This window comes from Streptomyces sp. NPDC002754, from assembly GCF_053592315.1.
The window spans coordinates 446,980-470,735 of the sequence record NZ_JBSFVM010000003.1 but is presented as its reverse complement, the minus strand read 5'-3'; the positions used below and the strand labels follow the sequence as shown (position 1 = coordinate 470,735).

Annotated in this window: 22 protein-coding genes; 8 read left to right on the top strand and 14 right to left on the bottom strand. The window is 70.0% G+C overall.

Annotated elements, in window-relative coordinates; all coding sequences use genetic code 11:
- Positions 1-16: 16 nt before the first annotated feature.
- Positions 17-1,591, bottom strand: coding sequence for an AMP-binding protein (locus tag ACWD2L_RS11950; protein WP_451189304.1), 1,575 nt, complete (start codon positions 1,589-1,591; stop codon positions 17-19).
- Positions 1,592-1,672: 81 nt separating this feature from the next.
- Here ACWD2L_RS11950 and ACWD2L_RS11945 point away from each other — a divergent pair, with 81 nt between their 5' ends.
- Entirely contained in the window at positions 1,673-2,470 is a 798-nt protein-coding gene (locus ACWD2L_RS11945) for an enoyl-CoA hydratase/isomerase family protein (protein ID WP_451189302.1), read from the top strand.
- Positions 2,471-2,530: 60 nt separating this feature from the next.
- Here the strand turns inward: ACWD2L_RS11945 and ACWD2L_RS11940 are convergent, their stop codons facing one another.
- The gene (locus ACWD2L_RS11940; RefSeq protein ID WP_451189300.1) at positions 2,531-3,985 is read right to left on the bottom strand and encodes an MFS transporter; all 1,455 of its coding nucleotides are present in this window, start codon (positions 3,983-3,985) and stop codon (positions 2,531-2,533) included.
- Between the two features lie 144 nt (positions 3,986-4,129).
- Here ACWD2L_RS11940 and ACWD2L_RS11935 point away from each other — a divergent pair, with 144 nt between their 5' ends.
- The 3 genes from ACWD2L_RS11935 to ACWD2L_RS11925 all read left to right on the top strand — a co-directional run bounded on the left by ACWD2L_RS11935 (position 4,130) and on the right by ACWD2L_RS11925 (position 6,462).
- On the top strand, positions 4,130-4,582 hold the full coding sequence (locus ACWD2L_RS11935) for a MarR family winged helix-turn-helix transcriptional regulator (RefSeq protein ID WP_451189298.1): 453 nt from the start codon (positions 4,130-4,132) through the stop codon (positions 4,580-4,582).
- A gap of 95 nt (positions 4,583-4,677) precedes the next feature.
- Positions 4,678-5,340, top strand: a complete 663-nt coding sequence (locus tag ACWD2L_RS11930; protein ID WP_451189296.1) for a TetR/AcrR family transcriptional regulator — start codon at positions 4,678-4,680, stop codon at positions 5,338-5,340.
- A 66-nt stretch (positions 5,341-5,406) separates the two neighbouring features.
- Positions 5,407-6,462 (top strand): NAD(P)H-dependent amine dehydrogenase family protein, encoded by a 1,056-nt coding sequence (locus ACWD2L_RS11925; protein WP_451189294.1) that lies wholly within the window; start codon positions 5,407-5,409, stop codon positions 6,460-6,462.
- 6 nt (positions 6,463-6,468) lie between these two features.
- Here the strand turns inward: ACWD2L_RS11925 and ACWD2L_RS11920 are convergent, their stop codons facing one another.
- From ACWD2L_RS11920 to ACWD2L_RS11910, 3 genes are read right to left on the bottom strand one after another with little or no spacing between them, the layout of a single operon-like run.
- Complete coding sequence (locus tag ACWD2L_RS11920; RefSeq protein WP_451189290.1) at positions 6,469-7,728, bottom strand: amidohydrolase family protein; 1,260 nt, start codon at positions 7,726-7,728, stop codon at positions 6,469-6,471.
- Positions 7,729-7,775: 47 nt separating this feature from the next.
- Positions 7,776-8,114, bottom strand: a complete 339-nt coding sequence (locus ACWD2L_RS11915; RefSeq protein ID WP_451189288.1) for a hypothetical protein — start codon at positions 8,112-8,114, stop codon at positions 7,776-7,778.
- A 33-nt stretch (positions 8,115-8,147) separates the two neighbouring features.
- Positions 8,148-9,407, bottom strand: a complete 1,260-nt coding sequence (locus ACWD2L_RS11910; RefSeq protein ID WP_451189286.1) for an aromatic ring-hydroxylating oxygenase subunit alpha — start codon at positions 9,405-9,407, stop codon at positions 8,148-8,150.
- A gap of 212 nt (positions 9,408-9,619) precedes the next feature.
- On the opposite strand from ACWD2L_RS11910, the gene ACWD2L_RS11905 reads away from it, so the two are divergent.
- Positions 9,620-10,522 (top strand): LLM class F420-dependent oxidoreductase, encoded by a 903-nt coding sequence (locus ACWD2L_RS11905; protein ID WP_451189284.1) that lies wholly within the window; start codon positions 9,620-9,622, stop codon positions 10,520-10,522.
- A gap of 67 nt (positions 10,523-10,589) precedes the next feature.
- Here the strand turns inward: ACWD2L_RS11905 and ACWD2L_RS11900 are convergent, their stop codons facing one another.
- From ACWD2L_RS11900 to ACWD2L_RS11880, 5 genes are all read right to left on the bottom strand, one after another.
- On the bottom strand, positions 10,590-11,771 hold the full coding sequence (locus ACWD2L_RS11900) for an acyl-CoA dehydrogenase family protein (protein ID WP_451189282.1): 1,182 nt from the start codon (positions 11,769-11,771) through the stop codon (positions 10,590-10,592).
- Complete coding sequence (locus tag ACWD2L_RS11895; protein WP_451189280.1) at positions 11,755-12,786, bottom strand: acyl-CoA dehydrogenase family protein; 1,032 nt, start codon at positions 12,784-12,786, stop codon at positions 11,755-11,757. The genes ACWD2L_RS11900 and ACWD2L_RS11895 overlap by 17 nt, the downstream gene beginning before the upstream one ends.
- Positions 12,783-13,961: an amidohydrolase family protein gene (locus tag ACWD2L_RS11890; RefSeq protein WP_451189277.1), complete on the bottom strand. Its 1,179-nt coding sequence runs from the start codon at positions 13,959-13,961 to the stop codon at positions 12,783-12,785. Before ACWD2L_RS11890 ends, ACWD2L_RS11895 begins: the two co-directional genes overlap by 4 nt.
- Positions 13,962-14,023: 62 nt before the next feature.
- Entirely contained in the window at positions 14,024-14,827 is an 804-nt protein-coding gene (locus ACWD2L_RS11885; protein WP_451189274.1) for an enoyl-CoA hydratase, read from the bottom strand.
- Positions 14,828-14,938: 111 nt separating this feature from the next.
- Positions 14,939-15,586 (bottom strand): TetR/AcrR family transcriptional regulator, encoded by a 648-nt coding sequence (locus ACWD2L_RS11880; RefSeq protein WP_451189271.1) that lies wholly within the window; start codon positions 15,584-15,586, stop codon positions 14,939-14,941.
- Positions 15,587-15,744: 158 nt separating this feature from the next.
- On the opposite strand from ACWD2L_RS11880, the gene ACWD2L_RS11875 reads away from it, so the two are divergent.
- The 3 genes from ACWD2L_RS11875 to ACWD2L_RS11865 all read left to right on the top strand — a co-directional run bounded on the left by ACWD2L_RS11875 (position 15,745) and on the right by ACWD2L_RS11865 (position 19,596).
- Positions 15,745-17,109, top strand: coding sequence for a hypothetical protein (locus ACWD2L_RS11875; RefSeq protein WP_451189269.1), 1,365 nt, complete (start codon positions 15,745-15,747; stop codon positions 17,107-17,109).
- Positions 17,106-18,515 carry an acyl-CoA reductase gene (locus tag ACWD2L_RS11870; protein ID WP_451189267.1) on the top strand — a complete coding sequence of 470 codons (1,410 nt, stop codon included), beginning with the start codon at positions 17,106-17,108 and terminating at the stop codon, positions 18,513-18,515. Before ACWD2L_RS11875 ends, ACWD2L_RS11870 begins: the two co-directional genes overlap by 4 nt.
- Positions 18,516-18,612: 97 nt before the next feature.
- The gene (locus ACWD2L_RS11865) at positions 18,613-19,596 is read left to right on the top strand and encodes a hypothetical protein (protein ID WP_451189264.1); all 984 of its coding nucleotides are present in this window, start codon (positions 18,613-18,615) and stop codon (positions 19,594-19,596) included.
- On the opposite strand, the gene mftF is transcribed toward ACWD2L_RS11865, so the two are convergent.
- From mftF to mftB, 4 genes are all read right to left on the bottom strand, one after another.
- Positions 19,481-20,977 carry a mycofactocin biosynthesis glycosyltransferase MftF gene (mftF, locus tag ACWD2L_RS11860; RefSeq protein ID WP_451189261.1) on the bottom strand — a complete coding sequence of 499 codons (1,497 nt, stop codon included), beginning with the start codon at positions 20,975-20,977 and terminating at the stop codon, positions 19,481-19,483. The genes ACWD2L_RS11865 and mftF overlap by 116 nt on opposite strands.
- Before the next feature lie 34 nt (positions 20,978-21,011).
- Positions 21,012-22,196, bottom strand: a complete 1,185-nt coding sequence (gene mftD, locus ACWD2L_RS11855; protein ID WP_451189258.1) for a pre-mycofactocin synthase MftD — start codon at positions 22,194-22,196, stop codon at positions 21,012-21,014.
- A gap of 65 nt (positions 22,197-22,261) precedes the next feature.
- Entirely contained in the window at positions 22,262-23,476 is a 1,215-nt protein-coding gene (gene mftC / locus ACWD2L_RS11850; RefSeq protein WP_451189256.1) for a mycofactocin radical SAM maturase, read from the bottom strand.
- Entirely contained in the window at positions 23,473-23,748 is a 276-nt protein-coding gene (mftB, locus tag ACWD2L_RS11845) for a mycofactocin biosynthesis chaperone MftB (protein WP_451189253.1), read from the bottom strand. Before mftB ends, mftC begins: the two co-directional genes overlap by 4 nt.
- Between the last annotated feature and the right edge of the window lie 8 nt (positions 23,749-23,756).

The window sequence follows — 23,756 nt, the reverse complement described above, 5'->3', positions numbered from 1 at the left end:
GGTGAGAATAGTATTCTCACCGAACGGGCGGGGCAATGTCCTTCCGCAGGTTCTGGCGGAGCACGAACTTCTTCACCTTGCCGCTGGCCGTGCGCGGGAACTCCTCGACGCCGTGCACCTCCTCCGGCCACTTCTGCCGTGCGATGCCGGCCCGCTCGAAGTGCATCCGCACCTCCGTTAGCCCCGGGGCGGGTTGGCCGGGCAGCATGCGCAGCACGGCGGCCGCGTGCTCGCCGAGGCGGGCGTCGGGCGCGGCGACCACGGCGGCCTCCGCGACGCCGTCCATGCCGAGCAGCACCTCCTCGACCTCCAGAGCGCTGATGTTCTCGCCACCCCGGATGATCACGTCGGCTTTGCGGTCGGTGATGGTCAGGCAGCCGTCCGCATCGACCTCCCCGACGTCGCCGGTGCGGTACCAACCCTCGGCGTCGAAGGCCGACTTGGTGAGTTCGGGGTCGGTGTAGCCGAGGCAGAGGTCGGGGCCGCGGGTGAGTATCTCGCCGTCGTCGTCGAGCCGCAGCTCCACACCGTCCAGCGGGGCGCCGTCGGTGTGCAGCCGGACGCGGGCGGGGCCGTCGTACGGGGCCCAGGTGACGGAGGGGTGCTCGGTCGAACCGTACGAGCGGAACGCCGTGATACCCAGACCCTCCAGACGGGTCGTCACCGCCGACGGGACGGCGGAGCCGCCGAGGCCCGCGTACTTGAGGCGGGCGATGTGTGCCGGTGTGCAGTCGGGGTGGTCGAGCAGGCTCGTCATGTAGTACGTCGCTCCCCCGCCGACGACCAGGTTCTCGCGGGCGATGAGGTCGAGTGCCTGCGCCGGGTCCCATACGTCGCCGAGGTTGATCGGCGAGCCGTCGAGCACGGGGATCAGGAACGCGTTGACCATCCCGATGAAGTGGCCGACGGGCGCCACCGTGAGCTGGTTGCCCCGGTCCGGCGGATAGGCGGCGGAGAGCTGGCGCGTCTCGCACAGCAGCGTCTGGTGGCTGTGCACCACGCCCTTGGGGTCGCGGGTGGTGCCGGAGGTGAAGGCGATGAGAGCGGGCGCGGCCGGGTCCGTCGACAGGAAGCCGTCCATCGGCTCGGCGGCGAGGAGGTCGTCGAAGTCGCGGCCGACCACGCCCACGATCGGTACGCCGGCGCTGAGTTCGGGGTCGAACTCCTGGCGGCCGAAGCGCCCGGCGGCGAAGAAGGCGCTGGGCCGGGTGGAGCGCAGGATGTAGCCGACCTCTTTGGGGCCGTAGAAGTGCACGATCGGGACGACCACCGCACCGAGCAACGCCGAGGCCCAGAAGACGGCTGCCGCCTCCCTCCAGTTGGGCAGCTGGAACGCGACGGTGTCACCGGGGCCGACGCCGCGCTCGCGCAGCCCGGCCGCGAGCCGCCGCGCCGCGCGCTCCACGTCGCCGAGGGTTCCTGACCACGGGCGTACGCGCGAGTGCACTCTGAACTCGGCCTCGGAGGCCACCCCCAGACGTTCCGTCAGGGCCTCGCCGAGGGTTTCGCGGGTCCACCAGCCCTCCGTCTCGTAGCGCTGGGTCAGCTCCGGGGGGATCGTCCTGAGCGCGGTGACCGGGATCGTCGGCATGGAAGAAACCAACCTCCTCGTGGCATACACCTGTACGCACTGAGCACGCGTGAGAATTGAACTCTCTCAGATAGAGAAGCTATGTTCCATACGCTGTACGCGACCACGATCCGCGCCGATCTCTCCGAAGGGCTTCGCATGGTCGACCTCGAACTGGACGGTGCGCTCGCCGTCGTCACCATCGATCGCCCGCACGCGCGCAATGCGATCGGGCCCGCCACGATGGAGCGTCTGGAGAAGGTGCTCGACGCCGTCACCGAGGCGGAGCGGGAGGGCACGACGCACGCGCTCGTCATCAAGGGGGCGGGCGAGAAGGCGTTCGTGTCGGGCGGCGACCTCAAGGAGCTGGCAGCGCTGCGCACCGAGGAGGCCGCGATGGGGATGGCGCTGCGGATGCGCGCGATCTGCGACCGCGTGGCCGCCTTCCCGGGGCCGGTGATCGCCGCTCTGAACGGCCATGCCTTCGGCGGCGGCGCCGAGTTCGCGCTCGCCGCGGACATCCGGGTCGCCGCGGACGACGTACGGATCGCCTTCAACCAGGTGGCGCTGGCGATCATGCCGGCATGGGGCGGAGCCGAGCGGCTCGCCGCGCTGGTCGGGCCGGGACGGGCGCTGCTGCTCGCCGGGTCGGGGCAGGTGCTGAGCGCGCGCGAGGCGGAGCGGGAGGGCCTTGTGGACCGGGTGCTGCCGCGGGGCGGGTTCGAGGCAGGGTGGCGGGAGTTGGCGCACTCCCTCGCCCACCGGCCGGCGCGGTCCATCAAGCGCGTGACGCGGCCGAGCGGCTGCCCGCCGCGCGAGGCGGCCCGCGCCTTCGCGCGCCTGTGGGTCTCCGACGAGCACTGGACCGCGGCGGAGCGGGTGACGTCCAGGGGGAAGTAGGGACTTCGTCAACCACTCCGCCGCGGAGGACGGATTCGAGGCCGTACGGGCCGCCGATGGTCAGGCGCGCGCCGGGGCCTCATCGGTCACGGGCTCGCGCCCGCCCGCCGACTCGCCCTCGCCCTTGCGCAGCGCCGGGATGAACGTCGCGACGACGGCGGAGAGCACGGCCACGCCGCAGCCGATCGCCAGGCCGGTACGGAAGCCGCCCTCGGACGCGATCGAGACGCCTCCCATGGAGAACGTCATCTGCGCGAGGACGACACCGATCACGGCGGAGCCGATCGTGGTGCCGAGCGAACGCATCAGGGTGTTGAAACCGTTGGCCGCGGCCGTCTCCGAGAGCGGCACGGAGCTCATGATCAGGGCGGGCATGGAGCCGTAGGCGAGGGCGACACCGCTGTTGATGATGACGCCGGCGAGCATGATGCCCCAGGCTGTCCCCATGAGCGGCAGCGCCGCACCGTAGCCGAGGGCGATCACGAGAGCGCCGAGGATGAGTGCGAACTTCGGGCCGCGGGCGTTGATCAGCTTTCCGCCGAGCGGCGAGATCAGCATCATCATGACGCCACCGGGCGCGATCCACAGACCTGCCGCGAGCATCGACTGCCCGAGGCCGAAGCCGGTGGCCTCGGGGAACTGGAGCAGCTGCGGCGCGATCAGCATGAAGGAGTACATGCCGACGCCGATGAGGATCGACGCGGCGTTGGTGAACAGCACGCGGGGCCTGGCGGTGGTGCGCAGATCGACGAGCGGCTCGCGGGTACGCAGTTCGTAGCGGCCCCACACGAGCAGGGAGACCACGGCGAGGGCGAACAGGCCGAGCGTGGTGCCCGAGCCCCAGCCCCAGTCGGCGCCCTTGGACACCGCGAGCAGCAGCGAGACGAGACCGATGGCGAGGCCGATGGCGCCCGGGGCGTCGAAGCGCTGCCCCTTGGCGGCGGCCGGGACGTCCGGCACGATCGCGTAGATCATCGCGCCGATGGCCACGGCGAGGACGGCGGAGCCCCAGAACAGGACGCGCCAGTTCGCGTACTGCGCGACGGCCGCGGCGATCGGCAGTCCGATCGCGCCGCCGATGCCCATGGACGCGCTCACGAGCGCGATGGACCCGCTGAGCTTCTCGGTCGGCACCACGTCGCGCAGCAGCGCGATCCCGAGCGGCACCATGCCCATACCCATCCCCTGGAGTCCGCGACCGATGATCATCGGGACGACGGAGGAGGAGAGGGCGCAGACGACCGAGCCGACGATCAGCGGGACGACGCAGATCAGCATCATGCGTCGCTTGCCGAGGAGGTCACCGAGGCGACCGGACACCGGCACGCACACACCGGAGACGAGCAGGGTGACGGTGACCACCCACGCCGCGTTCGAGGACGACGTGTCCAGGAGCTGCGGCAGTTCGGCGATGAGCGGCGTCACCAGCGTCTGCATGATCGCAGCGACAGTGCCTGCGAGCGCGAGGGTGGCGACGATGGCGCCCGACCGACCGCTCGACTGGGGCGCATCCATGAAGGGCTCCTCAATCTTTTCTTTTCAGGGTGTGCTTCAGCGTGCACAGTAGTATGCATCATACACATGATATGTATCGTGCATATTACATGCGTGGTACACATAACGCTCTGCGATACGGTCGACCCAGGAGGACGCACGTACATGAACAAGCCATCGCACCTGGTCGAGTTCGAGCACATGGTGCTGGGCCGACATCAGCTCGGCAGCGAGAAGCGCCGCCGCCAGGCCGACCGCCTGGAGCGCAGCGCGTACATCATGCTCAGCCGGATCCAGGCACAGGGTCCGATGTCCATCGGCCAGCTCAGCGACGCCTTCTTGCTCGACGCCTCCACGCTCAACCGGCAGACGGCGAGCGCGATGCGGGCCGGGCTCCTGGAGCGGATCCCCGACCCGGACGGCGGCATGGCCCGCAAGTTCCGGCTCACCGAGGAGGGCGAGCGGCATCTCGACGAGGAGCGCGAGACCCACGTCCAGGAGCTGGACAGGGTCTTCGAGGACTGGTCGGCGGACGACGTCGAGAACTTCGCCCGCTATCTCCAGCGCTTCAACACCAGCATCGAGCGGCTGAGCGGCCAGCCCTGGCCACGCTCCTGAAGCACTGAGGGAGAACGGCGTTCCCGCCCTTGCGGTACCCGATTCGGTAGGTGGAAGCCACCCGCTTCTCAACTGAGTCGAGTATCGTTCCGCAGATGAACGCCGCACCCGCAGAGCCCACTCCGCCCGTCTGGCGACAGCGCGCGATCGAGCGGTCCACGCGCGCGGCCAAGCTCCGCGCCGAACAGCGGATCGAGCGCTTCCTCGAAGCGGCACAGGAGCTCATCGCCGCCAAGGGCACCACCGACTTCACCGTGCAGGAGGTCGTCGAGCAGTCGAAGCAGTCGCTGCGCAGCTTCTACCAGCACTTCGACGGCAAACACGAGTTGCTGCTCGCCCTGTTCGAGGACGCCCTGGGGCGCTCGGCCGACGAGATCCGCACCGCCACCGCCGCCAAGAGGAAGCCCCTCGAACGGCTGCGCGTCGCGGTGCACATGCTGTACGAGCAGTCGCTGCCACGTCCCGGCCGGCAGAGCCCGCTGTTCACCGACTTCGCGATGCAGCTCCTGGGCACCCACCCGGAGCAAGTGGCCACCGCGCACGTACCGTTGCTCGACCTGTTCACCGAACTCGTCGAGGAAGCCGTGGAGTCGGGCGACGCGCGGGCGGACAAGCCGCGGCGCGCGGCGTCGTTGGTGATGCAGACGGCGATGTTCACCGCGCAGACCCCGGGCGTCCCGGCCGGCAGCACGTCGACGCAGGTGTCCGCCGAAGAGGTCTGGGAGTTCTGCCGGGGCGGAGTCTCGGGCAGGGCCTGAGACCCTACCGAATGACCCACCGTCACGGCATTACGCTTCTTGTTTCACGAGAGTACCGTTCTCGTCATGACGGAACCGGGACGCGAGTCGTCGTACCGTGTCGTCCAGTGGGCGACCGGCAACATCGGGAGTCGTACGCTGCGCGGCGGCGCCGAGCATCCCCAGCTGGATGTGGTGGGCGTGCTCGTGCACAGCGCGGAGAAGTCGGGCCTGGACGCGGGTGAGTTGTGCGGTCTCGCGCCGCTGGGCGTCCGCGCCACCACCGAGCCGGCCGACGTGCTCGGGCTCAAGCCGGACTGCGTGCTCTACACGCCGCGCGAGCTGGACGCCGACGCGGTGTGCGCGCTGCTGTCGGCGGGGATCAACGTCGTCTCCACCCGCACCGACTTCCACCACCCCGACGCCATGGACCAGTCCCTGCGGCGGCGGATCGAGGCCGCCTGCGCCGAGGGCGGCAGCAGCATCCACAGCACCGGCAGCAGCCCCGGCTTCGTCACCGAGGCGCTGCCGCTGGTGCTCGCGTCCGTGCAGCGGCGGCTCGACGGGCTGCTGATCGAGGAGTTCGCCGACCTGTCGCGGCGTCCGTCCCCGGGGCTGCTCTTCGACGTGATGGGGTTCGGCGGGCGAGGCGACACCTTCGACGAGCGGCGGCTCGCCTCGCTGAAGGCGAGCTTCGCGCCGTCGCTGCGGGTGGTGGCCGACACGCTCGGGCTGCCCGTCGAACGGGCCCAGGTGCACGGCGAGTTCGCGCACGCCCTTTCGCGTACGACGATCGCCGCCGGGGTGTTGGAGGCCGGTTCCGTGGCGGCGCAGCGCGTCACGGTGGCCTGGAAGCAAGGGAGCCGGGATGTGCTGCGGTTCCGGGCGGCCTGGTACTGCACGACGGAACTCGACCGGCCCTGGGAGCTGCGGGACACCGGGTGGCGCCTCACCGTCGACGGCGACGCCCCGCTCGACGTCACGATCCGCTTCCCCGTCGCCCCGGAGAACGCGGCGGCCACCTACCCCTCGTACACCGCCAATCGCGCGGTGAACGCGGTGCCGTGGGTGTGTGCGGCGGAGCCGGGGATCCGGACGACGACGGATCTGCCGCATGTGGTGTCGCCGTTCGCCCGGTCGTAAGAGGGCTCAGGCCTCCGCCGCACCGCCCCGGTGGATCGTCCCGCCCTTCATCACGAAGCGGACGTCGCCCGTCACCGCGACGTCCGTCAGCGGGTCACCGGGGACGGCGATGACGTCGGCAAGCAGGCCCGTGTCGAGGCGGCCGCGGTCGTCGACGTCGATGAGGTCGGCGGAGACGGTCGTCGCGGCGCGGATCGCGTCGAGCGGGGACATGCCTCGCTTCACCAGCGCGATCAGCTCCTTCGCGTTGCGGCCGTGCGGGATGGCCGGGGCGTCGGAGCCGCAGGCCACCCGTACGCCGCGGCGGATGGCCTCGGAGATGGTGGCGCGGGCCTTCGGGAACGTCTCGGCGGCCTTGGCCTGGAGCTCGGGGTCGGCGTGCGAGGTGTCCATCTCGTCGTTGAGGGAGGTGGTGGCGACCAGGAAGGTGCCCTGCCGCACCATCCGGTCGAGGGTCTCGCCACTGGTGAGGAAGCCGTGCTCGATGCAGTCGATGCCTGCGTCGAGCGCGGCCGTGACCGCCTGTTCGCCCATGCAGTGCGCGGCGACCTTGCGTCCCGCGCGGTGGGCCTCGTCGACGATGGCGCGCAGTTCGTCGTCGGAGTACTGCTGGGCGCCGGCCGGGCCGGTGTGCGACATCACGCCGTTCGACGCGCACACCTTGATGACCCACGCACCGTGCTTGATCTGGTAGCGCACCGCCTTGCGCACCTCGTCGACACCGTTGGCGATCCCCTCCTCCACCGTCAACGGCAGCACGTGCGGGGCGAACGCCTGGAACATCGTCGGGTCCAGGTGCCCGCCCGTGGGTGTGATCGCGTGCCCGGCCGGCACGACTCGGGGTCCTTCGATCCAGCCGTGGTCGATGGCCTTCTTCAGGGCGACGTCGAGCAACAACCCGTTGGTCTGGAGGAAGAGGCCCAGGTTGCGCACCGTCGTGAACCCGGCGCGCAAGGTCCTGCGTGCGTTGGCCACCGCCCGCAGGGTGCGTACCGCCGGGTCGTCCTGCACCGCGATCAGCGGACTGCGGTGGTCGGGCCCGCCGAGCAGCAGGTTGACCTCCATGTCCATCAGGCCCGGCAGCAGGGTCAGATCGCCGAGGTCGACGACGACCGTGCCGCCCGGGAGGGTGTCGGGCGCGATCCGGGTGATGTGCTCACCCTCGACGAGCAGTTCACCGGGGGTGACGTACTCCCCCTTGTCGACGTCGAGCAGGCGCGCGGCGCGGAGCAGGACGGGCGACTGTGGGGTGCGCGGGCGGGGCATCGCGGGGCTCCTTCACACAAAGGCGGCGGCTCAGGAAACAGCGGCCGTCAGACGGCGGGTTCGACGACGGCGTCGATGCTGGACGGGCCGGAGTCGGGTACGCGCGGCTGGCGCCACGCCTCGACCGGGAAGGCGACGGTCACCAGCGCGCAGAACGCCCACAGGAGCCGCTTGTCCTGCTCCGAGATGGTGTCGAGGTCGACCTGCTCCAGGTAGGCCTTGTTGGCCTGGAGCAGCGGGAACGCCGCGTTGTAGAAGGCGTCCAGCTCGTCCATGGTACTGGCGAGCCGCTTGGCGTAGCGGGCCCTCTCGCCCTGGACGGCCCAGTCCGCGAACGGCTCCAGGGCCTCGAAACCGGCGGGAAAGACAGTGGTGGCGTGCGCCATGATGCGGTTCTCCTCCTGGGGTCGCTGAAGCGGTCAGGCCTGGTACTCGTCGACGTAGCCGCGGGCGGACTGGTGCAGGTGCCGCAGCAGCACCTCCTGGTCGTTGAGCGGGAACGTGTCGACGGTGCGGGACTCCAGCATCGTCTGCGTCGCTTCGAGGGTGTTGCCGTCCTGCAGCCCGTACTCCTTGAACGACACCGCGGCCAGCTCCTGCTGGATCCGCTGGAACCCGTTCTTCGGCGGCACGAAGTAGCAGGTGCCCTCGAAGATGTGGGTGTTGTACGAGGTCGGCCAATAGTGGTAGGTCAGCACCCAGTTGGGCCGCCAGATCAGCAGCATGAAGTTCGGGAAGAACACGAACGAGTCCATGCCCCACCGCTTGTCGCGGGTCGGGTTGATGGCCGAGGGCAGATCCGCCGTCTCCACACCGATGTCCGGGGCGTCCCAGGGCCCGAACAGGCCGCTCTCCAGGGCCGCTTCGATGGGTTTGACCATCTTGCGGTCGTGCGGGGGCGCGATGCCGCCCCAGGAGGAGACCATCGAGTGGGGGCCGTCGGTGTCGTAGTGCAGCCCCTCGTACCCGTACTTCTGGATCTTGCGGGCCTCCTCGGCCATGTACTGGCCGGAGTGCAGGATCGGCGCGTGGTAGAACTCGGCGAACGCGTCGATGAACAGCTTCCAGTTGGCGCCGATCTCCGCGCGGTACTTGTGCACCTGTGTGAGTTTGTGGAACGGGTAGCCCTCGATGCCCCTGGCGAACTCGCCGAGATACTCGCGCAGCGGCGTGGTGTTGCCCGGGTCCAGATTGATGAAGATGAACCCTTCCCAGACCTCCGTGTGCACGGTCTTGAGCCCGTACTCGGACTTGTCGAGGTCGAAGAACTCGCCCTCCTGCTGCACGTAGGCGAGCTTGCCCTCGAGGTCGTAGCGCCAGGCGTGGTACTTACAGGTGAACTGGCGGCACACGCCGCTGGTCTCCTCGCGCGGAAAGTCGTTCCACACCAGCTTGTTGCCGCGGTGGCGGCACACGTTGTGGAAGGCGCGGATCTCGTCGTCGGTGCCACGCGCCACGATCACCGAGGTGCGGGCCGCGTCCAGCTCCTTGGTGAAGTAGCTCCCCTTGCGCGGCAGTTGCTCGACCCGGCCGACGTTCAGCCATGTCCTGCGGAAGATCGCGTCCCGCTCCAGCTCGTAGTGCTCGGGCGAGATGGAGTCCTCATAACTGATCGGCTCCGTGCCGATCTTCAAGTGCTCGGTCCAGCTGCCCTCGGCGGGCTTCTTGAAATGCGGCATGGGGTCCGACCCTCCAGTCCGACTGCACCACTGGCGTCCAATGACGCCCGATGACACCCGAAAGCCTTGGATAACCTCGATCTCTCGATGTGAGAACGGTATTCTCTCGACTGATCGTGCGTCAAGCGGCCCGCGTGGGTGCGACCCTGTACGGGCCCACCACAGGGGCCGTACGGCCGACAGTTCCGCACAGAACCGGAGGATGCGTGACGATGCGATTCCTGTTTCACTACCCGGAGGCGCACGGACCGGACGGCGACCTGCTGGACGCGGGACCACTCACCGAAGTGGCCCGAGCTGCCGACGAGTTCGGGTTCTCCGGGCTCTCCTTCAGCGAGCACCCCTCGCCCGGCGCGCGCTGGCTGAACCACGGCGGGCACCAGACGCTCGACCCCTTCATCGCGCTCTCCCACGCGGCGGCCGTGACCAGCCGGCTGCGGCTGCTGACGTACCTCGCCGTCGCCCCGTACCGCAATCCGCTGCTGCTGGCCAAGCAGGCGGCGACGCTCGACCGGCTCTCCGGCGGGCGGCTCATCCTGGGGCTCGGAGCCGGGTACCTGAAGGGCGAGTTCCACGCGATGGGCGTCGACTTCGAGGAGCGCAACGCACTCTTCGACGAGGTACTGGACGTGCTGCCACTGCACTGGAGCGGCGAACCGTTCAGCTACGAGGGCCGGCACTTCAACGTCCGCGAGGCGCAGGCCCTGCCGCGGCCCGCCCAGCAGCCGATACCGGTGTGGATCGGCGGCAACTCGCGGCTGAGCCGGCGCCGGGCCGCCGAGCGCGCACAGGGCTGGATGCCGATGTCCGGCGGCGCCGAACTGAGCACGACCGCCCGGACGCCGACGCTCGGCCCGCTGTCCGAACTGGCGGGCGCGATCGGGGAGGTACGTGACGCCACGGCGGCCGCCGGGCGCGGTGACAGCGTCGACGTACTGCACTCGTACCGCGACGACGGCCTCACGGAACCGGCCCTCGACGCGGACCGCCACCGGGAGGCGTTCGCCGCACTGGAGAAGGCCGGGGTGACGTGGGTGGCCGTGTCCTGTCCGCACGAGTCGACGGCGGCGACCCTGGAGTTCCTGGAGGCGTTCGGCACGACGTACGCGGGCTGAGCGGACACACCCGTCTCAGCGCGGCGGGGAGGGGTGTCCGGCCAGGACACCCCTCCCCGTACGTTCCTCAGCCGCGCGGCAGTCCGAGCACGCGCTGGGCGATGATGCCGCGCTGGATCTCGGACGTGCCGCCCGCGATGGTGCCGCCGAAGCTGCGTGCGTAGCGGTGGAACCAGCTGGCGAAGGCGTCGTCGAAGCTCATGTGGCAGTACGGCGCACTGTCCGTGCCGTGGATGAGACCTTCAGGGCCTGCCGCTTCCAGGGCGCGTTCCAAGGCCTTCTGGGAGGCCTCCGAGCCGAGGACCTTCAGGACGGACAGCGAGGGGACGTCCGTCTCTCCGCGGGCGGCGCGCGCGAGCGCGGTCTGGCCCAGCAGGGTCAGTGCCTGCCGGTCCATGGCGAGGGTCGCGTACCAGTCCTTCTCCAGCGCGGTGGTGGGTCGGAAGTCGCGCAGCAGGTCGCTCATGCGCTCGGCGTCGCCCAGCCACATCAGTGTGCGTTCGTGGCCGAGCGAGCCGTTGGCCACCCGCCAGCCCTCGTGGAGCGGGCCGACGAGGTTGTCGGCGGGCACCCGTGCGCCCTCGAAGAAGACCTCGTTGAAGTCCTTGTCCTCGGGGCCTGTGAAGGAGGCGAAGGGGCGGCGGGTCACACCGGGGGTGTCGGTCGGGATCAGCAGCACGCTGATCCCCTTGTGCTTGGGGGCGTCCGGGTCGGTGCGCACGAAGGCGAGGAGCACGTCGGCGTCGTGGGCGCCAGAGGTCCACACCTTCTGCCCGTCGACCGTGAAGTACGTGCCGTCGGTGGAGAGTTGGGCGCGAGTGCGCAGAGAGGCGAGGTCGGATCCGGCGCCGGGTTCGCTCATCCCGAGGGCCGCGGTGATCTCGGCGCGGAGGATGGGGACGGCCCAGCGGTGCTTCTGCTCGTCGGTGCCGAAGGAGAGCAGGGAGGCGGCGATGATGCCGACGCCTTGCGGATTGAAGCTGTGGTAGATGCGGCGCCGGCCGAGTTCCTCCAGGTGTACGTACCGTTGGAGCACGGTGGCATTGCGGCCGCCGAACTCGGGCGGGTTGCCGGGCAGCAGCCAGCCCGCGTCGAACTGGGTGCGCTGCCAGCGGCGGGCCCACTCGGGTATGTGCGCGCTGGAGCGGGAGCGTTCGGTGGCCTCGGCCTCGGTGGGCAGGTTCGCCTCCAAAAAGGCCACGAACTCGGCGCGGAAGGCCTCGGTGTCGTCGTCAAAGCTGATGCGCATGGCCGTCCCCCACGATGTCGGCGATCACGGCGCGGTGTTCGGCGGCGCCGCCGAGCATCAGTTCGCCCGACTTGGCGCGCTTGAGCGCGAACTGCAGATCGTTCTCCCAGGTGTTGCCCATCGCGCCGAACAGCTGGACACCGTGCCGGAACACCAGGGCCTGGCACTCCCCCGCCGACGCCTTGGCCATGGCGGCGGCGAGGCGGCGGCGCGGGTCGTCGGCGGCGATCGTCATCATCGCGAAGTAGGCGAGGGCGCGGGCCCGTTCGATCGCCACGTGCATGTCGGCGGCCTTGTGCTGGACGGCCTGGAACGAGCCGATCGGGGCGCCGAACTGGTGGCGGCCTCGGACGTGCTCCAGGGTCAGGTCGAGGATGCGGCGGCAGGCGCCGACCGTCGTCATCGCGAGTCCGGCGAGCGCGAGGTGCCGGGCGTACTCCGGGTCGGCGCCGCTGCGGTCCGCCGCGCCGACTCGCACGCCCTCGAAAGTCACGTCGGCGACGTGCAGCACCGGGTCGAAGACGTGCAGCGGCGTGGCGGTCACCGCCTCGGCGGGCACCACGAAGACCCCGGCGTCGGTGACCACCGCGAGGCACTCGGCACGGTCAGCGTCGAGCACGTGGCGGGCGGTGCCTTCGAGGAGCCAGCCGCCCCCGTCCGCGCGGGCCGTCACCCCGGAGAACACGGCGGCGCCGCTCGCACCGTCACCGGTCGCCGCCGGGGCGAGCGGTGCGAACTGCGTCATGGCCGCCAGATACGGAGTCGGGTCCACGGCGTGACCCAACTCCTCCAGGACGATGCCGAGTTCGACCGCGTCAGCGGGGTCGACGAGTTCGGTCCAGCCCAGTTTTCGGTACGTACGCCACAGCGGCGTGGGGTCGGCGCCGGTGTCCGCGACGGACCGGACGAACGCCGCCGGGCACTCCTTGGAGACGGCGTCGCGGACGGTTCGCTGCCACAGCCGTTGATCCGAGTCGAACTCGAAGAGCATCTCGGCCTCCCTGCCGGTCGTCACACCTTCAGCAGTCGGGCCAGGTTCCCGCCCATGATTTTCGCCTGACGTTCCAGGTCCATGTGCGCCAGCGCGTCCACGTAGCTGGTCGGCTCCGCGAGGCCCTCCGGGTGCGGGTAGTCGGAGCCGAACAGCACCTTGTCCTCGCCGATGAGGTCGGCCAGTGCGCCGAGGTCCTCCTCCCAGAACGGGCTGACGTGGATGTTGCGCCTGACCGCTTCCACCGGGTCGCCGGCGAACCCCTCGGGGGCCTTCTTGTAGACGTCGGCCAGGTTCTGGAGCAGCGGCGCGATCCAGTCGGAACCGTTCTCGATCACGGCGATCTTCAGCTCGGGGAAGCGGAAGAGGGCGCCGTGGCACACCCACGAGGCCACGGCGTCCTGCACCGGCCGCCACTGGTCCATCATCCGGAAGACGTTCGTCTTGAACGGCAGCATCTCGCCGCCCGCGCCCTCCCAGTCGCTGCTGTACTTCGCGTAGCCACTGTCGGAGGAGTGCATCGTGACGAGGATGTCGTGCTCGACGACACGCTTCCAGAACGGGTCGAACTCCGGCAGCGCGAAGGACCGCGAGCCACGGAAGCCGGGCACAGGCGCGGGACGCACCAGGATCGCCTTGGCGCCGCGCTCGACACACCAGTCGAGTTCCTCGATGGCCTTGTCGACGATGGGCAGGCTGATGACCGGGACGGTGAAGATGCGATCGTGGTAGTTGAACGACCAGACCTCGTCGAGCCACTGGTTGAGCGAGTGCACGACGGCGTGGATCATCTCCGGGTCGTCCCGCATGCGCTCCTCGACGAGGCTGGCGAGCGTGGGGAACATCAGGGTCCTGTCGATGCCGAGCTCGTCCATCAGCTTCATGCGCGGCGCGGGCTCACGGAAGGCGGGCACCGAGCGCATCGGGTCGCCGAAGATCTCCCGGCGGCTCTTGCCCTCGGGGTTGCCGTGCCGGAAGTAGTCCTCCATGGCGCCGGGGCGCGCGACCACGTCGAAGGTGGGGTTGGGGATGTACTCACTGATCTGGCCGCGCACCGCGATCTTCGTGCGGCCGTTCACCTGTACGTACTGGATGGCGCCGCGGTACCGGTCGGGCAGGTACCTGGTCAGCGTCTCCTCGGTCTCGTACAGGTGGTTGTCCGCGTCGAACAGGGGGTACGGCAGTGTGCGCGAAGCCATGGGCTCTCTCCCTACCTATTGTTCGTGTGCCGGCCCTGTTGTTCGTGTGCCGGTGTGCTCGCTCAGGACTGTTTGATGTGCTTCTTCATGTCGTCGAGGCGGGTGAGGATCGGGTACCCGTCGACGCTGAGGGCGTTGCCATGGCCGGTCTGGTGGATGTCGAAGGCGGACTGCAGGGCCGACTGGAAGCCCTGCACGTCGAGCGTCTGGTTCACCGCGCGCTTGGCCTGGCGCAGGCCGAAGGGCGGCATCTGTGCGATTCGCTCCGCCAGGTCGCGTGTCGCGCCGTCGAGTTCGTCGAGCGGGACGACCTTGTTCACCATGCCCGTCCGCTCGGCCTCGTCGGCCGTCAGCGCCCGCCCGGTGAACAGGATCTCCTTTGCCTTGCGCGGGCCCAACTCCCATGTGTGTCCGTGGTATTCGACGCCGCTGATCCCCATCCGCACCACGGGGTCGGAGAACTCGGCGTTCTCGGCCGCCACGATCAGATCGCACGGCCAGCACAGCATCAGCCCGGCGGCGATGCACTTGCCCTGGACGGCCGCGATGGACGGCTTCGGCACGTTGCGCCAGCGCAGCGAGTAGCCGAGGTAGCGGTGGCACTCGAGGCCGTAGATGTGCTCCAGGGTGATCTTGTCGGGGGTGTGCGAGGTGCCTTTGAGGTCGTGGCCCGCGGAGAAGTGCTTGCCGTTCGCACGCAGCACGATCACGCGTACGTCGTCGCCCTCGGCCGCCCGCGTCCACGCCGCGTCGAGCGCGTCGAGCAGGTCCATCGACTGGGCGTTGGCTGCCTCGGGGCGGTTCAGCGTGATGGTGGCGATGCCGTCCTTCGCCTCGTACAGGATCTGATCCGTGGGCTGGTCCATGCGGCGGCTCCTTCTAGCCGGGTGTCGCACCCGGCGTCGCGCAGCGAGAATAACATTCTCACCTTACGGAAGTAAGACTCCCGTACGTCGGCGGCGGAGGCTTGTCCAGCCTTATCGGGGCCGCAGCCCGTCGAGCAGCAGGCGCACCGCGAAACCGACCTTCGCGTCGAGTTCCTGCCGGGTGGGGGCCAGGCCGCCGACGATGGCGCGGACCGGGCCGCCGACCACCATGCTCATGAACGCCGATGCCGCATGGTCCACGTGGGTCGGGGCGATCTCGCCCTTGTCGACGGCCCGTTGGAGGACCGCTGCCACGTGGTCGATCAGCGGCCTCGCGCACTGCTCGACGTACGCGGTGAAGATCTCCGGGAAGCGGTGGCTCTCGGCGTTGATGAGGTGCTGCAGGCGCAGTCCGTGCGGGGCGGCGATCTGCTCGATGCGGAGTCGGGCGATCGCTTCGAGGGTCGCACTCAACTCGCCGCGATCCAGGGCCTCGAGTACGTGCGGCGGCACGATCTGTTGCTCGATCGCGCGTTGGATCGCCGTCCGGAACAGGGTCGCCTTGTCCGGGTGGCGGGCGTAGATCGTGCGCTTGGTCATGCTGACGCGGGCGGCGATCATCTCGATCGTCGTCACTTCGAAGCCGTGCTCGAGGAACAGGTCGAGGGCGGCGTCGAGCAGCTCCTGGTGGCGGGCCTCGGCCTGTTCGCGGGTGGGGCGGCCCGCTCGAACGCGGGGTGCCGTGGCTTTGTCCGTCATGGCGTTCTCACCTGCCGCTTCCTCGGGGCTCCGCCCCGGACCCCGCTGCTCAATCGCCGCAGGGGCTTGAACGAAACACTTGCGCACGGGCCCCGAACCATGCAAATGATACGGGCGAGTTGCTATTCACCGAAGGGTGTAACCGAAGGGTGTTCCCCGTGACCTCAGCAACCGCAACACACCAATTGACCGCGCTCGTCGACTCCTCCGACCGCTTCGCCCACTCCGCCCGCGATCTGCGGGCCACGCAGCTCGCCGCCCTGGACGAACACTTCCAGGACCGCAAGGAACGCATCAAGCTCCTCGGCCACCGCGCCGGCGAGTCCGGCACCTCCGAAATCCGCGAACCGGCCGATGTGGTACCGCTGTTGTTCCCGCACAGCGTCTACAAGAGCTACCCGGAGAGCTTCCTGACGCAGGGGCGTTGGGACCGGCTCTCGAAGTGGCTGGGGACCGTCTCGCCGTATCCGATCACCCCGCTCGACACCTCGGACCTCGACGGCAGCGACCGGATCGACGAGTGGATCGCGCGGCTCGGCGAGCACGGCCACCACGTCTCCTGCTCCAGCGGCACGACCGGCAAGTCGGCGATGCTGCTCGCCACCGAGCGGGACATGGACTGGTCCCGCAAGGACACCGTGGGCGTGTTCTCGTGGGGCTCCGGCGTCCGGCCGACGGGCGACCGCCGCATGATCGGGATCGCCCCGACGGCCGCCGTACCGAAGAACATGGTGATCGCCGAGGCGCAGGAGCGGGCCTTCGGGGACCCGGCCAAGCCGCGCTTCCGGCTGCCGCTGCCACCCATCACCGTCGGCTCGCTGACCCGTACGGTCCTGCTCCGCAGGAAGATCGCCGAGGGCGCCGCGCTTCCCGAGGAACTTGCGGACTTCGAGCGCGAGGCCGCGCGGCGCCAGGAGGCGCTGGAGAAGGCGATGACGACGGCCGCCGAGACCCTGATCGAGCACCGCTCGGAGAAGCTCTACATCTCCGGCATGTGGAACGCGCTGTACCAAGTGGCGCAGCTCGTACGGGACATGGGCTGCTCCCGCAAGGACTTCCACCCGGACAACTGTCTCTACGTCGGTGGCGGCCTCAAGCGCGCCCAGCTCCCGCCCGACTACCAGGAGTTCGTTCACGACACGTTCGGCATCCCGGCCGACCGGAACTTCCAGAACTACTCGATGCAGGAGCTGAACTCCGGCATGCCCAAATGCCGCGCCGGCGACCGCTATCACGTGCCGCCCTGGGTGGTCCCGCTCGTGCTCGACGAGTCCGGGGAACACCTCCTCCCGCACGACAGCGGAGAGGTCGAGGGGCGGGCCGCGTTCTTCGACCTCGCACTCGACGGGCGCTGGGGCGGTGTCATCACCGGCGACCGGATTTCCCTCACCCTCGACCCGTGTGCCTGCGGGGCGTCGGGGCCCTCGATCCGTAACGACATCGTGCGCTACGCGGACCTCGCGGGCGACGACAAGATCGGGTGCGCCGGCACCGTCGACGCGTATGTGCGTGGTGTGTCATGACGGCCGCCGGGACCCACTCCTCGTCCGCCGTCGCGGCACCGTTCTTCCTGCGCGGGCGGCTGTACGAGGGGCAGGACGTCGCCCACCGTTCCCGTGACCTGGGCGTCGCCTTCGCCACGCCGACCCTGGACCTGGACCGGGCGGTGCATCCGCGCGGCGAGGTACCACCCCTGCTCGACGTGCCACTGACCGACATCATCGACTTCCTCGTGGAGACGGGCGAGCGGCTGCGGGCCCCGGACAACCCGTTCCTCGCCGACTGCATCGACCGCATGTCCGCCACCCACCCGCTCCCCCGGACGGTCCTGGAGGAGCAGGTCAGGCACGCCTCCTCCTATCTCGACGCACGGTTGCTGCGCACTGTGGTGGAGGAGAACTTCCCCGACCCCAGGGCGCTGGACTCGTGGGTGCCCAAGGAGGACTTCACCGGCCGCACGAGCTTCGTGCGGGCCTTCGCTCCGCGGCTGATCCATGTGCTGCCGGGCAACTCTCCGGGCGTCGCGGTGAAGTCCATCGCGCAGGGAGCGCTGGTCAAGGCGGTCAATCTGTTCAAGATGTCGTCGAGCGACCCGTTCACGACGGTCGCGATCCTGCGCACCATGGCCGACATCGACCCCGCACATCCCGTCGTGGCATCCATGTCGGCGGCGTACTGGCGCGGCGGCGACGAGTCCGTGGAGCGGGTCCTGTACCGCCCGCAGTACTTCGACAAGATCGTGGCATGGGGCGGCGGCGACGCCATCGACAATGTCGTCAAGTACCTCGGCCCCGGCTTCCAGTTGGTGTCATTCGATCCCAAGACATCGATCTCGATGCTCGGCAAGGAGGCGCTCGCCACCGACGACACGATCGAGCGGGCCGCCGAACTCGCCGCGACCGATGTGATGGTGCTCGGCCAGGAAGCCTGTGTCGCCAGCCGGTTCCTGTACGTGGAGGGGGAACGGGACGACGCGGACCGGTTCTGCGTACGTCTGCACGCACACATCACGGCGAAGGCGGCTGCCTCCGGAGACACCCGGCCGCTCGACATGGAGCTGCGCGAACGGATCGAGGCGCTGCGCATGCTCGACGACGAGTTCCGGGTCTGGGGGCGGGCCGATGGCAGCGGCGTGGTGATCCGGTCGGACGAGCCGGTGGACTTCCATCCGATCAACAAGGTCGCCAACGTGGTGCGGGTCGACTCGCTCGACGACGCGCTGCGTGGTGTCACCGTCGCCACGCAGACGGTTGGCTTCCACCCGTTCGACCGGATGGCCGACTACCGTGACCGGCTGGCCAGTTGCGGCGCGCAGCGGGTCGTACGCCTCGGCGAGGCGGGGCCGAGCACCATCGGCAGTCCGCACGACGGGATGTATCCGCTGCACCGGTTCGTGCACTGGATGGTGCACGAGGACGGGGTGCGCTGAACCGGAATCCGTCTACCGGGAACCCCACGCGTCACATGTCGCGTCTTGATCGCCACAAGCACGCGACCGCGGTTCCGCACGGAGGTAGGGCCCGACCATGGAAAACGACGTCAGGCCCTACCGGGGCACGCTGTACCGCTTCACCCTCTGGGTGTCGCTGGCCACAGCCGTGCTCGGGTTCGCGATCCTCGCCGGCGCGTTCGCCGCGGCATGGGACGGCTTCGGACACGTCCGGGAGTACGCGGACCGCAACATAGCCAACGAGGACTCCTACGTGGCGTACGCGGACGGGGGCCTGGACCCGTTGCGGGCCGTCGGGGCCGTGACGGCGCCGGTGTTCCTCCTGCTGGGGCTGCTCGTCGTCTCCGTGCTCCACAGCGCGTACGCGGTCGGCAGCGCGCATGCCCGGCGCGACGGCGGGCCGCTGTCCGTCGGCGAGTTGTGGCGGCGCACCCGTCCGCGCCTGTTCGCCGCTGTCGTGACCAACTTCCTCACCGGCGTCTTCGTGGCCGTCGTGGTGTTCGCGGGCCTCTTCCTGTTCATCCTGGTCGACAGCCACGATGTGCCCGGCGTCGAACCTACGCCCCTGGGCGAGACGGCGTCCTGGCAGTACACGCTGGTGGGTTGGGTGCTGCCGATCGTCATCTGGACCCTCGGGCCGCTGCTCTGGTTCCGGCTGTCCGGGGCCACCTCCGAGACCGTACTGGAGCGCCGGAACCCGTTCGTCGCGGTGTACCGCTCCTGGGTGCTGACACGCCGCGCCCGCCTGCGCACGTTCGGGCTGGGGCTGATGTCCTGCGCGGCGGCCGTGCTCGCCTACGTAGTGGTCCTGTTCGCGGCCGGTCCCCTGAACCACTACGCCGGGCTCGGCATGCTGTGGCTCAACGACGACAACGTGTGGATGACCGGCGTGCTGATGATCATCTTCCCCACGGCGGTGGCCCTGCTCATGCTGGCGCCGCTGGTCATGCCGCTGGTGTGCGGCGGGGTCGCGCGTCTCCACGGGGACATGCGCGCGGGTGAGGAAGCGGGGAACGGGGCCGAGCGGCCCGCACGACCCGCGGACGCAACGCGGCCGTAGAGCGGCCCTTGAGCGCCGAGAGCCACACCCCTGAGCCGTACGCGAGGTCGTCGAGGCGCCGGGCCACGGTGTAGCGGACCGGGTCGAGGCGGGTGGGCTCCGCGCCGTGTCCGAAGGTCTCCAGGGCGACGTCGGTGACCGCCGCGACGGCCGTGGCCCGGCGCATTCGGCGCGAGGCCAGGCAGCCCACGGCCGTCAGCGGCCACCAGTGGCGCGTGAGCAGCGCCGTGCCCTGGGTGAGCGACGAGAGTGTGCCGAGGGCGGTGAGGCGGGCGGCGTGCCGCAGAGGGTGCTCGATGCCCTTCAGTTTCTCGGCGTTACGGACGGTGGCGACGGCCGCGAGTCCGCCCGCCACCGGGAGCGACCAGCGGCGCTGGGCGAGCAGGGCGACGAGCAGGGCGGCGCTCCACGGCGCGAGGATCGCGGGGGCGATGTTGTCGGGGTGGCGGCCGGCCAGGGGGTGCGCGCCGGTGCCGTAGAGGGCCTTTCGGCGGAACCAGTCGGCGAGTTCCACCCGGTGTTCGTGGGCAGCCCGCACGGCGGGCTCGTAGCGGATGCGTCCGCCGTCTCCGGTGAGCCGCCAGCACAGGTCGACGTCCTCCCCCACCCGCATCCCGGCGTCGAAGCCGTCGGCCTTGGTGAGCGCGTCGGTGCGGACGAGCATGCAGGCGCTGGGGACCCAGGAGGCGGGGGTGCCGGTGCGTACGGCGGCCGGGTGGCGGCCCAGGTCGAGGGAGGAGCGGGCGCTTTCGTAGCGGCCCAGCCAGCGCTCGGCGTCGGGGCCCGGCAGGGCGGTGATCCGGGGGACGGCCATCACGACGGCCGGGTCGGCGAAGTGGCGCAACAGGACGTCCACCGTGTCGGGCCCGAGGACGACGTCCGAGTCGACCAACACCACGTACGGCGTGGTGACTTCGCGCAGCGCCGCGTTGCGGGCGCCGGCGGGCCCGAGGTTGTCGGTGAGCGGGAGCACGCGCGCGTGGTGGTGTGCTGCTGCGGCGGCGACGGGGGCCGGTTCGTGCGAGGCGTCGTCGACGACGATCACCGGGGCGTCGGTCGTGGTGGCGCGGATGCTCGCGAGCACGCGGTTCAGCTGGTCGGGGCGGTCGCGTACGGGGATGACGTACGTGACCGTGCCGCGCGGGTCGATGCGTGGCAGCTCGGTGACGACGGGGTGGGCGAGGCCGGTGGCCAGCAGCCGGTCGGCGAGCACCGCGCCCGCCCGGTCGCGTACCCGTAGGGTGCGCCCGGTCAGGAGTGCGCGGGCACGCGGTGTCAGCCGGAGCAGCCGCGTCGGGTGGCCGCCGAGCAGCGCGCGCCCGCCGTCGAGGACGCGGGTGTGCCGGTCGAGCGCGACGACGTATCCGTGCGGGAGGCTCATGGCGACTCCTCGCCGTACGGAAAGGTCCACCGGGTCAGGCACGCGGGACCCCGATGGTGCGGGTGAAGCCGTCCGGGATCACCAGGTCGTCCGGGCCCAGTTCGTCGACGGAGGCGTGCCCGAGGCCGAGGACGGCGGAGTCGAGGCCGCCGCGCAGGATGTCGAGGACGTTCTCCACGCCCGCCTGCCCGTTCGCGGCCAGACCCCACAGGTAGGCGCGGCCGATGAGGACGGCGCGGGCGCCGAGCGCGAGGGCCTTGGCGACATCGCCGCCGCGCCGCACACCACCGTCGAGGAGGACCTCGATGTCGGCGCCGACCGCCTCGGCGATGGACGGCAGGAGGCGGATGGTGGCGGGGGTGGTGTCGAGGTTGTTGCCGCCGTGGTTGGAGACCGAGATGCCGGTGACACCCGCGTCGACGGCCCGCTTGGCATCGTCGACCCTGCTGACGCCCTTGAGCAGGAACGGGCCTCCCCACTCCTTGCGCATCCACGCCACGTCGTCCCAGGTGGGCGGCGCGGTCTGCATCCACTCGCCGTAGGCGCCGAAGAAGGTGGGGGCCCGGCCTCCGGGTGCCTGGAGGTTGGGCGTGGTCAGGTCGGGGAGGCGGCGGGACTTCGCGTAGGCGAGGAGCCAGCGCGGGTGCGGCAGCACGTCGGGCGCGAACTTCACGGCCGTGCGCAGGTCGACGCGTTCGGGGATCGGCGGGCTGCCCCAGTCGCGGCCGTTGGAGAACGACCAGTCCAGGGTCGCGATGAGCGCCTTGGCGCCGGCCGCCCTGGCGCGCTCCATGCGCTGCACCATGGAGTCGCGGCTGCCCATCCAGTACATCTGGTAGAAGGTGTTCGGGTTGGCCTCGGCGACGTCCTCCACGGACCGGCTCGCGAACGAACTCAGCCCCATGATGACGCCCCGGTTGGCGGCGGCGCGGGCCACGGCGACCTCGCCGTCGGGGTGGACGGCCTGCACACCGGTCGGCGAGATCAGCACCGGGAAGGCGGACTCCACGCCGAGCACGGTGGTCGTCAGGTTCCGTTCGGCGTGGTGGCCCACCACCCTTGGTGCGAAGCCGAGTTCGGCGAACGCGCCGATGTTGTCGTTGATGGTGCGGCCGCGTTCCGAGCCGGCGACCAGGGCGCCGTAGACGCTGCTGGGCAGGTACTTCTTGGCGCGCCGCTGGGCCTCGGTGACCGTTTCGAACCATGGGTTTCTTGCCATGGGGCGGCTGTCTCCTCATCGGGTGAGCGTGACGCTGGTGATCGCAGCGTCGAGCGATCTCGTCGTCAGGTGGCCGGGTTGAGTCCTGCTACCGGGTTCTCGTCGCAGTCCGACACGGGTGGCCTCCGCATGAGCGGCACGGTCACCGGGCCGGTGCGGTGGGAGTGGTCACCGGACGGCTTCGGGATCGTGGCGCCGTGCCGCTCCCGCTCCGCGAGGAGTTGCTCCCCGTACCCCTGGACGCACTCCGGGTCGGGGCCGTCCAGCGGGAGGCCGGTGAAGAACTTCGCGGCCATGCAGCCGCCCTTGCAGGTGTCGTAGAACGTGCAGGACGCGCAGGCCCCGCCCTGCTGCGGCTCACGCAACCGGAGGAAGAGCTCCGACTCGCGCCACACACCCGCGAAGCCGCCGGCGTCGCGCACACTCCCCGCGAGGAACTCGTCGTGGATGGCGAACGGGCAGGCGTACACATCACCGATGGGATCGATGAGACACACGACGCGACCCGCACCGCACAGGTTGAGGCCGGGCAACGGCTCGCCGTAGGCCGACAGATGAAAGAAGGAGTCGCCGGTGAGGACCTGGTCGGCGTGTGCCACCAGCCAGTCGTAGAGCTGCCGTTGTTGGGCGGGCAGGGGGTGCAGCTCGTCCCACACGTCGGCCCCGCGCCCCGAGGGACGAAGGCGGGTGAGGCGGAGTTGGGCGCCGTACTGGTCGGCGAGCGCCTTGAAGTCGTCCATCTGCGGGATGTTGTGGCGGGTGCAGACGACGGACAGCTTGAAGTTCTTCATGCCCGCGTCGGACAGATGGCGCATCGCCCGCAGGGCCGTGTCGTACGAACCCGCCCCGCGCACCGCGTCGTTGACCTCGGCCGTGGCACCGTCGAGGGAGATCTGCACGTCGACGTAGTCGTTGGCGGCGAGGCGCCGGGCGACCTCCGGGGTGATGCGCACGCCGTTGGTGGAGAACTTGACGCCGACGTGGTGGGCGGTCGCGTAGTCGAGCAGCTCGAAGAAGTCGGGGCGCACGGTCGGCTCGCCGCCGCCGATGTTGACGTAGAAGACCTGCATGGCCTCCAGCTCGTCGATGACGGCCTTGGCCTCGGCGGTGGACAGTTCACGCGGATCGCGGCGGCCCGAGCTGGACAGGCAGTGGGCGCAGGACAGGTTGCAGGCGTAGGTGAGTTCCCAGGTGAGGCAGATCGGCGCGTCGAGGCCGTACTCGAACAGGTCCACCAGGCGTGCACCGGGCTCGGCCGCCAAGGGAGTTGAGGTCGTCACGGTGTCGGGCTCCTTTCGACCAGCATCGACGAGCGGGCCAGGACGGCGAGGGCGCGCGCGTACCGAGCCGTGTCCGTGTCACCGACGCCGGTGCACACGCAGGCGGCGCGTGCGGTGGGCGAGTCGGCGAGCGCCTGGATGACGGCGAGCAGTCCCCGGTCCTTGAGGAAGGACAGTTTGCGCGTGCCGAAGTGGTACAGCAGCGCGCCGAAGGGTTCGGGCCTGACCGACACCTGGGGGTGCACGTCCCAGGCGCGGTCCAGGTCGATCACAGGGGCAC

Bases quoted from the DNA above. Each gene is read 5' to 3' on its own strand.
- ACWD2L_RS11885 (WP_451189274.1), bottom strand. From the start codon at position 14,827: ATGGACCAGCCCACGGATCAGATCCTGTACGAGGCGAAGGACGGCATC.
- ACWD2L_RS11865 (WP_451189264.1), top strand. From the start codon at position 18,613: ATGGAAAACGACGTCAGGCCCTACCGGGGCACGCTGTACCGCTTCACC.
- ACWD2L_RS11925 (WP_451189294.1), top strand. From the start codon at position 5,407: ATGACGGAACCGGGACGCGAGTCGTCGTACCGTGTCGTCCAGTGGGCG.
- ACWD2L_RS11945 (WP_451189302.1), top strand. From the start codon at position 1,673: ATGTTCCATACGCTGTACGCGACCACGATCCGCGCCGATCTCTCCGAA.
- ACWD2L_RS11910 (WP_451189286.1), bottom strand. From the start codon at position 9,407: ATGCCGCATTTCAAGAAGCCCGCCGAGGGCAGCTGGACCGAGCACTTG.
- ACWD2L_RS11940 (WP_451189300.1), bottom strand. From the start codon at position 3,985: ATGGATGCGCCCCAGTCGAGCGGTCGGTCGGGCGCCATCGTCGCCACC.
- ACWD2L_RS11915 (WP_451189288.1), bottom strand. From the start codon at position 8,114: ATGGCGCACGCCACCACTGTCTTTCCCGCCGGTTTCGAGGCCCTGGAG.
- ACWD2L_RS11900 (WP_451189282.1), bottom strand. From the start codon at position 11,771: ATGCGCATCAGCTTTGACGACGACACCGAGGCCTTCCGCGCCGAGTTC.
- ACWD2L_RS11905 (WP_451189284.1), top strand. From the start codon at position 9,620: ATGCGATTCCTGTTTCACTACCCGGAGGCGCACGGACCGGACGGCGAC.
- ACWD2L_RS11920 (WP_451189290.1), bottom strand. From the start codon at position 7,728: ATGCCCCGCCCGCGCACCCCACAGTCGCCCGTCCTGCTCCGCGCCGCG.
- ACWD2L_RS11950 (WP_451189304.1), bottom strand. From the start codon at position 1,591: ATGCCGACGATCCCGGTCACCGCGCTCAGGACGATCCCCCCGGAGCTG.
- ACWD2L_RS11870 (WP_451189267.1), top strand. From the start codon at position 17,106: ATGACGGCCGCCGGGACCCACTCCTCGTCCGCCGTCGCGGCACCGTTC.
- mftF (WP_451189261.1), bottom strand. From the start codon at position 20,977: ATGAGCCTCCCGCACGGATACGTCGTCGCGCTCGACCGGCACACCCGC.
- ACWD2L_RS11935 (WP_451189298.1), top strand. From the start codon at position 4,130: ATGAACAAGCCATCGCACCTGGTCGAGTTCGAGCACATGGTGCTGGGC.
- ACWD2L_RS11880 (WP_451189271.1), bottom strand. From the start codon at position 15,586: ATGACGGACAAAGCCACGGCACCCCGCGTTCGAGCGGGCCGCCCCACC.
- ACWD2L_RS11930 (WP_451189296.1), top strand. From the start codon at position 4,678: ATGAACGCCGCACCCGCAGAGCCCACTCCGCCCGTCTGGCGACAGCGC.
- mftD (WP_451189258.1), bottom strand. From the start codon at position 22,196: ATGGCAAGAAACCCATGGTTCGAAACGGTCACCGAGGCCCAGCGGCGC.
- ACWD2L_RS11890 (WP_451189277.1), bottom strand. From the start codon at position 13,961: ATGGCTTCGCGCACACTGCCGTACCCCCTGTTCGACGCGGACAACCAC.